Raw genomic sequence first — 14866 nt, 5'->3', positions numbered from 1 at the left:
GCGTGCAACGATTGGCAGATAATTATGTCATCGAAATGCTGCACATCACCAAGGAATTCCCCGGTATCAAAGCCAACGACGATATCACCCTGCAGCTGCGCAAGGGCGAGATCCATGCCCTGCTGGGCGAAAACGGCGCCGGTAAATCTACCTTGATGAGCGTGCTCTTTGGTCTGTACCAGCCGGAGCAGGGTACGATCAAGAAAAACGGAAAAGAAGTCAAGATCAACAACCCGAACGATGCCAACGCACTGGGCATAGGCATGGTGCATCAGCACTTCAAACTGGTCGAGTGCTTCACGGTGCTCGATAACATCATCCTCGGCGTCGAGGATACGAAGCACGGCTTTTTGCAGAAGGACGAGGCCCGCAAAAAGGTCATGGCCCTGAGCGAAAAGTACGGCCTGAAGGTCGACCCGGACGCGCTGGTCAGCGACATTTCCGTCGGTATGCAGCAGCGTGTCGAGATCCTGAAGATGCTGTACCGCGACAATGAGATCTTGATTTTCGACGAGCCTACGGCAGTTCTTACTCCGCAGGAGATTGACGAGCTCATGGATATCATGCGCGGCTTCAAGGCCGAGGGCAAGAGCATCCTGTTCATCACCCATAAGCTCAACGAGATCATGGCCGTTTCCGACCGCTGCACGGTCCTGCGCAAGGGCAAGTACATCGGCACGGTGGATATCAAGGACACCACCAAAGAGGAACTGTCCAAGATGATGGTTGGCCGCGACGTGCAGTTTGCCGTCGAGAAAAAGCCCTGCGAGCCGGGCAAGCCGATTCTGGAAGTGGAAAACCTCGTTGTGCCCAGCAAGGTACACAAGAACAACGCCGTGCGCGGCGTCAGCTTCAATGTCCACGCGGGCGAGATCGTCTGCGTCGCCGGTATCGACGGCAACGGCCAGAGTGAACTGATCTACGGCATTACCGGTCTGGAAAAGCCCACCTCCGGCACCATCAAGCTGGAAGGCAAGGACATCACCAGCGCCCCCATCCGCGAGCGCAGCAAGGCGGGTATGAGCCATATCCCGGAGGACCGCCACAAGCACGGCCTGGTGCTGGATTACACGTTGGCGGACAATATGGTTTTGCAGCGCTATTGGCAGCCCGAGTTCCAGAATCACGGCTTCATCAAAAAGGCCGCCGTGCAGGAATACGCCGAGCGCCTTATCAAGCAGTATGACGTGCGCAGCGGCCAAGGCCCTGCCACCATCGCCCGCAGTATGTCCGGCGGCAACCAGCAGAAGGCCATCATCGCCCGCGAGGTCGATAAGGAGCCGGAGCTGCTGGTCGCAGTCCAGCCCACCCGTGGCCTGGACGTCGGCGCAATCGAGTATATCCACAAGCAGATCGTGGCCGAGCGCGACAAGGGCCGCGCGGTCCTGCTCGTCAGTCTCGAACTGGACGAGGTCATGAACCTGTCTGACCGCATCCTGGTCATTTATGAAGGTGAGATCGTGGGCGAGTTTGACCCGCGCAAGACCACCGTGGAAGAATTGGGCCTGTACATGGCAGGTGCCAAAAAGCAAGGGGAGGCGAAAGCATGAGCAAACAAAATAAACAGCCGCTTTTGCAGCGTCCCGCCGTCGTAGGCGTACTGGCAAGCCTTTTGTCCATCGTCATCGGTCTGGTGCTGGGCTTTGTGCTGCTGGTCTTGCTGAATCCCTCGGCATCCCTGGGCGGCATGAAAGCCATGCTGACCACTGGTTTTTCCAACATGGACAAGCTGGGCAAGGTGCTGTATCAGGCAGCGCCGTTGATGATGTGCGGCCTGTCCGTCGGCTTTGCCTTCAAGACCGGCCTGTTCAACATCGGCGCTTCCGGTCAGTACACCATGGGTGCATTTTTCTCGCTGCTGTGCGCCATTCAGTTCCAGATGCCGTGGTACGTCTGCCTGCTGGCGGGCGCTGTGGGCGGTGCCATCTGGGGCGTTTTCCCGGGCCTGTTCAAGGCGTATTTCAACGTCAATGAGGTCATCACCGCCATCATGTTCAACTGGATCGGTATGTATCTGGTGAACCTGCTGCTGGCGAATATGCCCAATATGCTGGCTTCCGGCTGGGGCGCGTCCAACTCGGACCGTACCGCCGCGCTGAGCGCCGCCAACCCAGGGGCTATCCTGCCCAAGGGGCCGTTTGCCGCGCTGTTCGGCAATTCCAGCTGGATCAACATTTCCATCATTATCACGATTCTTTTTGCCATCCTCGTCTGGGTCATCCTGCAAAAGACGACCTTCGGTTATGAGCTGAAAGCCTGCGGCCTCAGCCGTGATGCCGCCCAGTATGCGGGTATCAATTCCAAGCGTAACATCGTGCTTTCCATGGTCATTTCCGGTGCGCTGTCCGGCATTGGCGGCGCCATCTACTACCTGGCCGGTACCGGCCAGTACGTGCTGGAAAAGTCCATCCTCGGCATGGGCTTCAACGGCATCCCGGTCGCCCTGCTGGCCAGCTCCAACCCCATCGGCACGATTTTTGCCGCGCTGTTCATCAGCTACATTCAGGTCGGCGGTGCCGCCATGCAGCCTGCATACTCCTCCGAGACAATCGATATCGTTATTGCCGTTATCATCTACCTGGCGGCTTTCGCCCTGCTGATGCGCGGCGTCATTGCCAAGGCGGTCTCCGGCCGTAAAGAAAAGGGAGGTGCTGCGAAATGATGATCGCTGCTAACATTATCAGTATGACAATCCTGTTCGCAGTGCCGCTGCTGCTCGTCGCTATGGGCGGTATGTTCAGTGAGCACTCCGGCGTTATCAACATCGCGCTGGAAGGCATGATGATCATTGGCGCACTGTTTGCCTGCTTTACGCTGCAGGGCCTGGACCAGAGCGGTTTCGGCCCCGCGCACCCGCAGCTGTCGATGTTCATTGCCATTCTGGTGGCGGGCATTACCGGCATGATCTTCTCACTGTTCCTGGCGTTCGCGGCCATCAACCTGAAGGCTGACCAGACCATCGGCGGCACAGCGCTAAACCAGTTTGCCCCCGCATTCGCGGTCGTCATGACCTGGGCCATTCAGGGCCAGGGCCTGACCACCATCTTCATTCCCAACTGGGTGCGCATCACCCGCGAGACCTTCGGCCTTGCCCCGGTGGACGGCCCCAGCTTCTGGAACAACTTGATCTTCAAGTATTTCTACCTGACGACTCCGGTCGCCATCGTCCTGTTCATCGCAGCCTACATCGTGCTGTACAAGACTCGCTTTGGTCTGCGTCTGCGCGCCTGCGGCGAGCATCCCCAGGCGGCGGATTCCGTCGGCATTAACGTCTACAAGATGCGCTATGCCGGTGTGCTGATTTCCGGCCTCCTGGGCGGCATCGGCGGCCTGGCCTACACGGTGGCAGCCGGTTCCGGCTTCAACTCCGACGTCGGCGGCTACGGTTTCCTGGCGTTGGCCGTTATGATTTTCGGCAACTGGAAACCGCTGCCGATCCTGGGCGCGTCGCTGTTCTTCGCGCTGTTCAAGGTCATTGCCGCGCTGAACTCCACCCTGAGTTTCCTGCCGAAGTTTGAGGGTGTCAAGGAAATTTCCAACTTCTACCAGATGCTGCCGTATATCGTCACGATGATCGTGCTGATCTTCACCTCCAAGAACTCCCAGGCCCCCAAGGCCGAGGGCATTCCTTACGATAAGGGCAGCCGTTAATCACAACAGTACGCAGGGCCGCCCGGTTGAACTGCCGGGTGGCCTCTGCTTTTTAAAAGGAGAAAAATTATGCGAATGTACGATGTTATCGCCAAGAAACGCGACGGCGGTACGCTGAACCATGACGAGCTTGCCTTTGCCGTCAACGGCTATGTGGCAGGGGACGTGCCCGACTACCAGATGTCGGCGCTGCTCATGGCGATTTACCTGCGCGGCATGACTGACGAGGAGACCGCCATGCTGACCGACGTCATGGCCCACTCCGGCGATATGGTCGATCTGTCCGCCATCGCGGGCATCAAGGCAGACAAGCACTCCACCGGCGGCGTCGGCGATAAGACGACGCTGGTCATTGCGCCCATCGTCGCAGCCTGCGGCGTGAAGATTGCCAAGATGAGCGGCCGCGGCCTCGGCCACACCGGCGGCACGATCGATAAGATGGAGTCTGTGCCCGGCACCCGCACGAGCCTGACCCAGGAGGAGTTCTTCAAGCAGGTCAACGAGATTGGCATTTCGGTTATCGGCCAGAGCGGCAAAATTGCTGTGGCTGACAAAAAAATGTACGCCCTGCGCGATGTGACCGCCACAGTCGGCTGCATTCCGCTGATTGCCTCCTCCATCATGTCCAAAAAGCTGGCCGCCGGTTCCGACGCCATTTTGCTGGATGTCACGATGGGCGACGGCGCGTTCATGAAGGATCTGGACGGTGCCCTGGAGCTGGCCCGCCAGATGGTTGCCATCGGCACGGCCCATGGTCGCAAGGTTGCGGCGCTCATCACCGATATGGACAAGCCCCTCGGCTACAACATCGGCAACTCGCTGGAAGTGGCCGAGAGCATGGCCGTTTTGCAGGGCAAAGGCCCGGTCGATTTGACCGAGGTCTGCCTGCAGCTGGCCAGCAATATGTTGGTGCTGGCGGGCAAGGGCGATATGCTCACCTGCCGCAAGCTGGCCGAGAGCGTCATTGCCGACGGCACGGCCTTTGAAAAATGCTGCCGGATGTTTGCGGCCCAGGGCGGCGATATCAGCGTGCTGAAAGACGCCGACAAGTTCCGGAAAGCCAAGTACAGCTATGAGCTGACCGCCCAAGCTGACGGCTATATCTATAAGAATGACGTTGAGAAGATCGGCAACGCCAGCGTGCTGCTGGGCGCGGGCCGCATCAAGAAAGGGGACAGCATCGACTTTGCCGCCGGTATCACGATGCACAAAAAGCTTGGCGATTACGTCAAAGCGGGGGAGAGCATCTGCACGTTCTACGCTGACGACGAGAGCCTGTTTGACGCAGCCGAGGAAATGTACCGCGGCGGCCTCATCATCCGTGCCGAAAAGCCGACCGTCCCGCCGCTGATTTACGCCCGCGTGACCGCAGACGGTGTGGAGCGGTTCTGATTCCTTAACTGCTCCGTAGGGGCCGGGCATGCCCGGCCACTACAAGCCTGCTCAGAAAAGCCTTGTAGGGGCGGCATATATGCCGCCCGCGCGGCCTTTACAACAAAAGAGCCTTGCAACGCATCAACACGCTGCAAGGCTCTTTTTATTTTTTCTTCCGTTTCAGCCAGAACACCTTGAATTTGCTGTACCCATTCGCCTTGTCCGCGTCAAATTCCTCGGTCAGCACGTACCGTTTGCGGGCATTATCGAACTGTAAAGCATTTCCACTTTCCTGCACGTCGGTCAGATAGCGGGGGATGGCGGTCTGCTGGCTCTCAAACTCCGGCTCGCGGTCCCACAAAATTTTACCGTCAGCGTCAAAGCCATGCGCCCATACGCTGAACACCAGGCAGGCGGCCTCGCCATAGCAGTAGCGCTCAAACCGGATGCGGCCATCCAGATAAAACAGCATACAATCGCGGAAATGTGTTTCCAACTCTTTTTCATAGCGGCGTCCGCATCCGGTACCGGCAAAATCGGCAGCATTGGCAGTCATGGCGTGCCCTCCTGTTTGTTGATGGTTTCATTATACAGCAGGGCGGATAAAATGGCAAGCACAGTTGTAGGGGCCGGGCATGCCCGGCCCGCGCGTGTAAGGCAGACGCCCACTTGCGGGAAAGTGGCGGGCCGCATATGTGCGGCCCCTACATGGCGGCAAACTTTACGCCTTCACATCCCGCTTCTCCAACACGACCCCCGCAATCACAAACACCACCGCCAGCCATCCCGCGCACGCCAGCAAAAACGGCACGGCATTCCCGGCCAGCATATCCTCGCTGCGGTTGGCGTTCATGCCCTGCTGCATCAGGCAGTAGGGCCACAGCAGGGAAAAGCCTTTGCTGCCCAGCAGCATCCCCATAATGCCGCCGACCAGCCCTAAGAAAATCGGCACCGCAAAACTGCGGATCAGCATTGCCAGCACAAGCTGCGCCGCCGCCACGGCCAGCCCGCCCAAAACGCCGCGCAGCATAAAGAATAACGTGGAGACAGGCGGCCAATCGGTAAACCCGGCAAACAGCCGCCCGCAGACCAGATACAAAATATACACAAACACCTGTGTAAAGCACATCAGCTTTACAACAACCAAAAACTTCGCCAGGAACAAATCAAACGGCCGCACCGGCACGGCCATAATCAAATTCCAGTTGTGCCCCATATGTTCCAGCCGCCACAGGTAGGCAGCATACGCCGACACCATCGCCGGGAAGAACAGCATCGAATAAAACAGCGTGTGCTGTGTCCATAAACTGTACCACCGCTCGGTCAGAATCTCGAGATTTTGCAGATAATTGAAGGTCCCATACCCAGCAGAAATCAGCGGAAGCACCACAAACATGGCCCAAATCGGCGAGGCGTGCAGCTTGCGGTTTTCCGCAACAATACAACGTTTCAGCATTCGTTATACCTCCTTGTCGCGCATCATGCGCCAGACCGCTGCAAACAGCACTGCCGCCAGCGCCGCGGTGAACGCCAGCAGCCCCCAGTTGAAGGGCCGCGTGCCGAACAGGACCGTGTGTGTCTCCTGGTCCCAGACGGCGACCTCGTAACTGCTCAGCGGGACAAAATATCCCCACGGCACAAAATAGCTGACGATGGGCGGCATAAACGCCGAGAACAGCCCTACCAACGCCCCTACAATGCTGACGCAGAGCGCAGGCAGCGGATTTTCCCACGCCAGCATCAGCAGCAGCTCGGATAAATACAGCATCACATCCACGGCCAGCGTGCAGCCGCCCAGATAAAACAGCTGCCCCACCGGCAGCGCCTCGGTGTAGTGCTGCGTGCACCCCAGCAAAACTGCCGCGCCCATTTCCAGCGCGACCATCAAAACGACCTCGCCGATGCCGAACGCCGCCTTGGCCGCAAACAGGCTGCGGCGGCTTTGCAGCGTGTACAGGAGCTTTGTCGTGCTGCCCTTGACCTCAATATCCCACAACCGGCTTGCCAGCAGTGCCATGACCACCGGCATCAAAATCGCGTTGAGCACCGGCAGGGCGTACAGCAGGGCGCTGTACGCGTTGGCCAATTCCTCCGGGTCGTTGGAAGTAAGCCGCCCCGTCCAGAGGAACACGACCACCGGCACAACCAGACAAATCGCTAAATCGTGGCGGCGGTGCGCCTTTTGAAATTCCGCGTGCAATGCGCTTAGCATATCAGTCCGCCTCCTCGTTGGCCGTCAGGCTCAGGAAAATTTCTTCCAGCGTCTTGGTGTGGGGCGTCAGTTCCACCACACCCGCGCCGTTCATGGCCAGCTGCTGCACCAGCGCGGCCAGTAGGTCATCCCGCAGCGGCGGCAGGGTAATGCAGCCGCCGTCCGCCGCGATGCCGTGCGCCCGCAAAATCGGCGCGGCCTTGGCGGGGTCCAGCAGCCGCAGCGTCACGCTGCCCCGGCTGTGACGCTGCAATTCGGCCAGCGGCCCCTCAAACAGCATATGGCCATGGTCGATGATGCCCACCTGCTCGACCATCTGCTCCATCTCACCCAAAAGGTGGCTCGAGATCAGCACCGTTGCCCCGGTAGTGGCGGGCATATCCTGGATGAGCGACCGCATTTCCTGGATGCCCGCGGGGTCCAGGCCATTCGTTGGCTCGTCCAGGATCAGCAGCTTCGGGCTGCCCAGCAGTGCCATGGCGATACCGAGCCGCTGCTTCATGCCCAGCGAATACTGCCCCACCTTGCGGCTGCGGTCCTGCGCCAGGTGGACGATATCCAGCACGCGGCCAATGTCTTTGTGGGGCACGCCCTTTAAGTCGGCGACGATTTCCAGGTTTTCCTGCGCGGTCAGGTGCAGGTAGCCAGCCGGGTTTTCAATCAGGCTGCCGGTCTGGCGCAGCAAAGCCAGGCGGCTTTCGCGGGTCAGCGGCTGGCCCAGCAGCCGCACGCTGCCGGACGTCGGGTGGATCAGCCCCAGCAGCATCTTCATTGTCGTGGATTTGCCAGCACCGTTCGGCCCGATGAACCCATACACGCAGCCCTGGGGCACGTGCAGCTCCACATGGTCAACGGCCATCCGCGTACCGTACTGCTTGCACAGGGATTTTGTCTCAATTACCGTTTGCATTGTCAACACTCCTTTTTGTTTCGGTGGTTTCAGCATACACTGCCGACCTTAAAGAAGCTGTAAGGGCAGCTTAATTTTGGCTTAAATTTGGGGGCGTGTTATGGTGGAGCTGATTGAATCGTTGTATGATAGGTAGGGGCCGGGCATGCCCGGCCCGCAGCCGCATGGCAGATGACCGTTTCAGGAAAAGCCGTGGGCCGCATATGTGCGGCCCCTACATTCTCAACACCAATGTAAAGGGATGCAACCATGACCACCATCTACGACGCTGATATTCTCCTTGTCGATGATAACCCCGACCTGCTCGCCCTTGTGGCGGATAACCTCCACACGGCGGGCTACAAAACCGTGCGCACCGCCTCCAGCTGTGCCGATGCCAAAACCGCCTTTGCCCGCCGCCGCCCCGAATTGATGATTTTGGACATCAACCTGCCCGACGGCGACGGCTTCGGGCTGTTCCGCGACCTGCACGCAGGATCCGATGTGCCGGCGCTGTTTCTCTCGGCCCGGGATGCCGACGCCGATCGACTGTTCGGCTTAGGCCTCGGCGCGGACGACTACCTGACAAAACCGTTTCTGATGCAGGAACTGCTCCTGCGCGTCCAGCATATTTTGCAGCGCGCCTACCGGGCCGAACTGTGCCGCCCCCGCACAGTAGCGATGGGCAGTGTCACGGTGGACCTGCAGGACGCCGCCGTTCACCGCGCGGAGGGCACTGCCGCGCTGACGGCCACCGAGCGGGCCATCCTGCAAAAGCTGGCCGATGAGCGCGGGCATATCGTGACCTACGACGCTCTGTGTGAGGCAGTCTGGGGTGCGGACTACTACGGCTATGAGAACAGCCTGAACGTACACATCCGCCATTTGCGGGAGAAAATCGAGGCCGATCCCGGCCGCCCGCAGTGGCTTGTGACCGTCCGGGGCATCGGCTACAAACTGGCAGGGGAGATGTGAAGTTGAAAACCTTTACACGCATGATACGCCGCTATGTGCTAGCCACGGCAGCGGTGGTGTTGCTGGTGGTGGGCCTGCTGCTGGGGCTGACGGTCTATCTGGGCCTGCATTATGGCGAAACATCCGACGACCGTGCCCGCATCGGCACACTGGCCGAGGCCCTGACCCCCACCGCCGACGGCCTGCAATTTGACACCACCCAAACGCCTGCCCAGTGGATGCAGGGCTACGCCTGGGCCATGGTTCTGGATGGAAACGGCACGGTCATCTGGCAGTACGACCTGCCGCAAAATTTAAATAAACGCTACACAGCGTCGGAAATCGCGTCCTTCTCCCGCTGGTATCTCGACGATTGGCCGGTGTTCTGCTGGACGGCGGACTACGGTTTGTTTGTGGCGGCGCAGCCCCGCGGCTCAGTCTGGAAGTACAACATTTACAGCAGTGCCGCCCTGATGTACGCTACGGCAGCGGGCCTGCTGCCTACGCTGGGGGTGCTGCTGGCCGCTGTGGTGGGGTGCTGCGTCTTTTTCAGCTGGCGGGGGGCGCGGCAGCTGCGGGCCATTGCGGCAGGGCTGGACACCATTGCCGACGGCGGCACGGTGGAACTACCCACCACCGGCTATGCGGGCGAGCTGGCCGACGCGGTCAACCGCGCCAGTGAGCAGCTGCGCCGCCGCAAGGAAATCATTGCCCGGCGGGACGACGCGCGGACGAACTGGATCGCCGGGGTCAGCCATGATGTGCGCACACCGCTGGCGCTGATTCTGGGCTGGGCCGAACAGCTGGAACAGGACGCCGCGCTGCCCGCCGCCGTGCGGCAGAAGGCCGGGGACATCCGCACCCAGAGCGAGAAGCTGCGGGCGCTCATCGAGGATTTGAACCTGACCAGCAAACTGCAATACGGCGCACAGCCGCTGCGCCGCCAGCCTGTGCAGGCCGGGCCCTTGCTGCGCCGCCTGGCCGCCGAGTTCTGCGAAAGCCCGCTGGCGGCGGGCTGCGACATGGCGGTGGAACTACCGCCCGATGCTGACAAGGCTGTGCTGCACGCCGATGCCGCTCTGCTGGGCCGCGCGGTGGAAAATCTCTTGAACAACGCTGCACGCCACAACGCCCCCGGCGTGCATATCACGCTGGCGGCGGCCCTGCGCGAAAACGCGCTGGAACTGACAGTGGCCGACGATGGCGCGGGCTACCCGGCAGCGGTGCTGCACGCCTTGCAGACCGGTGAAACAGGGGCGAATACGCCCCACATCCTGGGCCTGCACGTTGTCGAGCAGATCGCCCAGGCCCACGGCGGCAGTGTGCAGTTTATGCAGAATGCACCGCAGGGGGCAAAGGCCGTGGTGACATTGCCCACAGAAAATCAGGCACATAGGTAGGGGCGGGACGTGTCCCGCCCTTAGCTCTCTCGAAATATCGCGCTTGCCGTACGGTGGAGGGCCGGGCATGCCCGGCCCCTACGGGGAATGCGATACTTTTTTCACTCCGCACAAAAAATCATCCAGATTTTAGTGGATTTTTTCTGTATGACCTTGTATAATATTTATTATACCTATATAAAGGGGGCACTTCGCCCATGGAAAACCAAAACCTGCCCGCCGTGTCCGCCATCATCGTGGCGGCGGGCGCGTCCCGCCGAATGGGATTTGATAAACTCAGCTTCCGTCTGCCGGATGGCCGCACCGTGTTGGAGACAAGCTGCGCCGCCCTGGCTGCGCACCCGGCTGTCACCCAGCTGGTGCTGGTCTGCGGCGGCAACCGCGCCGCCTGCGAGGCAATCGCCGCCGCCTGCCCCAAGCCCTGTGCCGTTGTGCAGGGCGGGGCCACCCGCGCCGACAGCGTGCGCAACGGCCTGGCCGCCGCCACCGGGGAGCTGGTCGCCATCCATGACGCCGCCCGCCCCTTTATCAGCGCCGAGGTCATCACCGCAGCGCTGACCGCTGCCGCCGCTTCTGGCGCGGCGGCCCCCGCTGTGCCGGTCAAGGACACCATCAAAATTGCGGATAAGTCCGGCCGCGTCGTCGAGACGCCCGACCGTGCCGCGCTCTACGCCGTGCAGACGCCCCAGTGCTTTCAGCGCACACTGTATTTGCAGGCGCTGGGTGCCGTCACCGGCGAAAAAGCGAGCCTTGTCACCGACGATTGCAGCCTGTTTGAGCTGGCGGGCCTGCCGGTCACGCTGACGGCGGGGGACTACGCCAACTACAAAATCACCACCAAAGAGGACCTACAAAAGGAGAAAACCATGCGCATTGGTCACGGATATGATGTTCACCGCCTTGTGGAGGACCGCAAGCTGATTCTGGGCGGCGTCGAAGTACCCTACGAGAAGGGACTGCTCGGCCACTCGGATGCTGACGTACTGCTGCACGCCGTCATGGACGCTGTGCTGGGCGCGGCGGCGCTGGGGGACATCGGCCAGCATTTCCCTGATACCGACCCCGCTTACAAGGGCGCGGACTCGCTGGCACTGACCCGCGAGGTGGCAAAAATCATCGCCCAGCACGGCTATAAAGTCTGCAACATCGACGCCACGATTTTGTGCCAGCGCCCCAAGCTGGCCCCGCACATCCCGGCCATGCGCCAGAACATTGCCGACGCCTTCGGCCTGCCGTTGGACGCCGTCAGCGTGAAGGCCACCACTGAGGAACACCTCGGCTTCACCGGCGAGGGCCTCGGCATCGCCGCCCACGCGGTGGCGCTGATTGAGTAAACAAGGGCGGTTTGTAGGGGCCGCACATATGCGGCCCGCAACCTTGCCTTACCTGTGTACTTGCGGGAAAGCCGCGGGCCGGACATGCCCGGCCCCTACATCTCAGCAAGACACAGTTTTATCTTTGACCCGGAAAGGGGGACGCGGCGCTCATGCTGCCTAACCAGACAATCAGCGCGATCCTAAGCAGTCTGCGTACATTTGAACCTCTGTCTGATACACTGGATATCATCATTATATCGTTTGTTTTTTACCAGCTTTTGCAATTTGCGCGCAAATCCCGCGCGGGCCAGCTGGTCAAGGGCATCCTGCTTATCATCGTGTCTTATGGCCTGGCTGTGATGCTCAACCTGAAAACGGTGACCTGGCTGCTGAATAATGTGCTCACCATCGGTTTTATGGCGGCGGTCGTTATCTTCCAGCCGGAACTGCGCCGCACGCTGGAACGCATGGGCCAAAGTACCATGTGGGCCAACCGCCTATTCGGCACCCACCGCAGAGACCCTTCGCTGCGCGCCGCCTGGCAGAGCGCCGTCGTCGCTATCTGCGACGCAGCCGAGCAGCTGTCCGACACCCGCACGGGTGCCCTGCTGGTGCTGGAACGCAACAATAACCTCGATGAGATCATCCGCACCGGTACGCCGATGCACGCTGATGTCATCCCCGAAATGCTGGGCACGATTTTTTATGAAGGTACGCCCCTGCATGACGGCGCGGTCGTCATCCGCGACGGCGTCATCGTAGCTGCCGGCTGCGTGCTGCCGCTGTCCAACAACCTGGAAATGGGCAAGGACATGGGCACCCGCCATCGCGCCGGCCTTGGCATGAGCGAAAATTCCGACGCCATTGTCGTCATCGTCAGCGAGGAAACGGGAATCATCTCCATGGCGAAGAACGGTGTGCTGATCCGCCGCCTGGATCGCCAGAACCTCTTCAATCTGCTGCAGGAGGAGATCGTCCCCCCGGCGGAGGACGAGGCCGAAAACACTTCGCCCCTGCAAAAGCTGCTGCGCAAGGGAGGCGCACTGAACCATGGCAAATCCGAATAAACCCGGCGTGCCGGGGGCAAAGGGCGCAGCGCCCAAAGGCCCGCGCACGATTTGGGATAACCCGATTTTTACAATGGCGCTGGCCATCATCCTGGGCTTTGTTACCTGGACGATCGTTACCGTTTTTATTGACCCGCAGGGCAGCAAAATCGTAGCAAACGTGCCCATCAACTACACAAGCGGCGCGTCCACCTACACGGCCCAGGGCCTGGATATCGTGGAAAAGCCGGACATTGAGGGCGTTACCGTCAAGGTCGAGGGCAACAGCACCATCATCGGCAACATCCAGAACTCCGATATCATGGTCTACCCCAGCTACGCGGGCGTCAGCGGCGCGGGCAAAGTCACGCTGCGCCTACAGGCCCGTGTGACGAACACTACCGATTTCCCCGGCGATATCGACTGCACGGTCGAAAGCCCCGAGACCATCGACGTTGTGTTTGACGAGGTCAGCGAGAAAACCATCCCGGTCACGGTGGATGCCTCTGCTGTGCCGATTTCCACCGGCTATATGTTGAACCGCACCGCCGCCGTGCCTGCCGAAATTACGCTGCGCGGCCCGACGAGCGAGCTGGATCAGGTGTCCAGCATCGTGGCCCCGGTGCAGATCGATGGCGAGCTGGCCGACACGACCACAGTGCCCGCCATGCTGGAACTGCGCGACGAGGAAGGCAATGTGTTCACACCGCAGTACACCTCGATGGACAGCGATTCCGCCAATGTGACGCTGACGGTATACCAGGTGCGCGAACTGCCGCTGGAGGTGGATTTCATCGGCACGCCGAACGGTTTCGATGTAGAAAGCCTGCACTGTTCGCTGAGCCAGCAGACGCTCAAAGTGGCTGGTCCGGCACGCACCATCGGCACACTGGAAAGCCTGACCGTGACGGACTTTGACCTGGCGCGGGAGTTTGAGCCAGGCCGCGACTACCAGCGGCTCATCGAGCTGCCTGCGGGTATCGTCTCGCTGGACGGCGTAACGAACGTTACCCTGGAATTTGATACCGCCGATATGGCCTCCACCAAGCTGAACGTGTCGAACATCCGGGCCATCAACGTGCCCAGCAACTACGAGCTGCAAATTCTGTCGAGCCTTGTCAGCAACGTGACGCTCTACGGCCCGGCGGCTGAAATCGAGGAATTGAGCGCCGACAGCATCGTCGCGCAAATCGACTGCCAGAGCTTGAACCTGACCGTCGGCCAGCAGACCATCGCCGTCAGCATCCAGATCCCGTCGTCCAGCCGCATCTTCGCCACCGGCAGCTACACCGTCCAGTGCGAGGTCACGTCGAAATAACGCAGTGCCGTAGGGGCCGGGTATGCCCGGCCCCTACCCGGTGGCGTGCCATAAATCAATAACCGAAGGAATCCTGTCTATGCTTCTAGTCCGCAATATCCGCCTGCCGCTGACCTGCCCCGACCCGGATGCCGAGGCGGCGGCCAAGGCCCTGGCCATCCTGCGTGTGCCCGCCCGCAAGGCGGCGCACTGCGGCGTGGCAAAACTCAGCGTGGACGCCCGGCACGGTACGCCGGTGCTCGTCTACACCATCGCAGTCACACTCAACGACGAGGGTGAGGAACCGGCGCTGGCCGGGGCCTCGCCCTGTGTCTGTTATACGCAGCCGCCAAAATTTGACTTTTCTGTGGGAAAAATTCCGCTGGCGCACCGCCCGGTCGTCGTGGGCCTTGGCCCTGCGGGCCTGTTTGCGGCGCTGCTGCTGGCCCGCAATGGCTACCGCCCGCTCGTGCTGGAACGCGGCCCTGCGCTGGATGAGCGCATCCGGGCCGTCGGGCATTTTGAAAAGACCGGCGAACTGAACCCAAACGCCAATATCCAGTTTGGTGAGGGCGGCGCGGGAACCTTTTCCGACGGCAAGCTGACCACCCGCGTCGGCGACCCGCTCTGCGCGTTCGTGACCGGGGCGTTCCTCGACCACGGCGCACCCGCTGATATCGCCTGGCGGCAAAAGCCCCATGTGGGTACTGACCTGCTGCGCGGCGTC

14 protein-coding genes and 1 pseudogene are annotated in these 14866 nt (G+C 60.7%); 11 read left to right on the top strand and 4 right to left on the bottom strand.

What is annotated here, in order from left to right; genetic code table 11:
- The first annotated feature begins 35 nt into the window (after positions 1–35).
- The 4 genes from ACZO0A_RS06065 (at position 36) to ACZO0A_RS06050 (ending at position 5043) form a co-directional block, all read left to right on the top strand.
- Complete coding sequence (locus tag ACZO0A_RS06065; RefSeq protein WP_302375514.1) at positions 36–1550, top strand: ABC transporter ATP-binding protein; 1515 nt, start codon at positions 36–38, stop codon at positions 1548–1550.
- On the top strand, positions 1547–2662 hold the full coding sequence (locus ACZO0A_RS06060) for an ABC transporter permease (RefSeq protein WP_302375417.1): 1116 nt from the start codon (positions 1547–1549) through the stop codon (positions 2660–2662). Before ACZO0A_RS06065 ends, ACZO0A_RS06060 begins: the two co-directional genes overlap by 4 nt.
- Positions 2659–3651 (top strand): ABC transporter permease, encoded by a 993-nt coding sequence (locus tag ACZO0A_RS06055; RefSeq protein WP_215692246.1) that lies wholly within the window; start codon positions 2659–2661, stop codon positions 3649–3651. The genes ACZO0A_RS06060 and ACZO0A_RS06055 overlap by 4 nt, the downstream gene beginning before the upstream one ends.
- 69 nt (positions 3652–3720) lie before the next feature.
- The gene (locus ACZO0A_RS06050) at positions 3721–5043 is read left to right on the top strand and encodes a thymidine phosphorylase (protein WP_291231055.1); all 1323 of its coding nucleotides are present in this window, start codon (positions 3721–3723) and stop codon (positions 5041–5043) included.
- Between the two features lie 145 nt (positions 5044–5188).
- On the opposite strand, the gene ACZO0A_RS06045 is transcribed toward ACZO0A_RS06050, so the two are convergent.
- The 4 genes from ACZO0A_RS06045 to ACZO0A_RS06030 form a co-directional block, all read right to left on the bottom strand.
- Positions 5189–5581, bottom strand: coding sequence for a hypothetical protein (locus ACZO0A_RS06045; RefSeq protein ID WP_215692248.1), 393 nt, complete (start codon positions 5579–5581; stop codon positions 5189–5191).
- 165 nt (positions 5582–5746) lie between these two features.
- Positions 5747–6481 (bottom strand): ABC transporter permease, encoded by a 735-nt coding sequence (locus ACZO0A_RS06040; protein WP_291210427.1) that lies wholly within the window; start codon positions 6479–6481, stop codon positions 5747–5749.
- 3 nt (positions 6482–6484) lie between these two features.
- A complete protein-coding gene (locus ACZO0A_RS06035) occupies positions 6485–7237 on the bottom strand; it encodes an ABC transporter permease (protein WP_486846159.1) in 753 nt (250 codons plus the stop codon).
- A gap of 1 nt (position 7238) precedes the next feature.
- Entirely contained in the window at positions 7239–8147 is a 909-nt protein-coding gene (locus ACZO0A_RS06030; RefSeq protein ID WP_302370419.1) for an ABC transporter ATP-binding protein, read from the bottom strand.
- A 249-nt stretch (positions 8148–8396) separates the two neighbouring features.
- On the opposite strand from ACZO0A_RS06030, the gene ACZO0A_RS06025 reads away from it, so the two are divergent.
- The 7 genes and pseudogenes from ACZO0A_RS06025 to ACZO0A_RS05995 form a co-directional block, all read left to right on the top strand.
- Positions 8397–9101: a response regulator transcription factor gene (locus ACZO0A_RS06025; RefSeq protein WP_486846158.1), complete on the top strand. Its 705-nt coding sequence runs from the start codon at positions 8397–8399 to the stop codon at positions 9099–9101.
- A 2-nt stretch (positions 9102–9103) separates the two neighbouring features.
- The gene (locus tag ACZO0A_RS06020) at positions 9104–10480 is read left to right on the top strand and encodes a sensor histidine kinase (protein ID WP_486846157.1); all 1377 of its coding nucleotides are present in this window, start codon (positions 9104–9106) and stop codon (positions 10478–10480) included.
- 197 nt (positions 10481–10677) lie between these two features.
- A pseudogene (locus ACZO0A_RS06015) lies at positions 10678–11277 on the top strand (2-C-methyl-D-erythritol 4-phosphate cytidylyltransferase); the annotation flags it as partial.
- Between the two features lie 69 nt (positions 11278–11346).
- Entirely contained in the window at positions 11347–11814 is a 468-nt protein-coding gene (gene ispF, locus ACZO0A_RS06010) for a 2-C-methyl-D-erythritol 2,4-cyclodiphosphate synthase (RefSeq protein ID WP_417064932.1), read from the top strand.
- A 152-nt stretch (positions 11815–11966) separates the two neighbouring features.
- Entirely contained in the window at positions 11967–12863 is an 897-nt protein-coding gene (gene cdaA, locus ACZO0A_RS06005) for a diadenylate cyclase CdaA (RefSeq protein ID WP_215692255.1), read from the top strand.
- A complete protein-coding gene (locus ACZO0A_RS06000) occupies positions 12847–14160 on the top strand; it encodes a CdaR family protein (RefSeq protein WP_302375418.1) in 1314 nt (437 codons plus the stop codon). Before cdaA ends, ACZO0A_RS06000 begins: the two co-directional genes overlap by 17 nt.
- Positions 14161–14239: 79 nt before the next feature.
- Positions 14240–14866: FAD-dependent monooxygenase (locus ACZO0A_RS05995; protein WP_486846156.1), on the top strand; the 627-nt coding region annotated here is incomplete at its 3' end.

It is taken from the genome of Gemmiger sp. (genome assembly GCF_057431175.1).
This window is presented reverse-complemented; position numbering and strand designations above follow the sequence as displayed.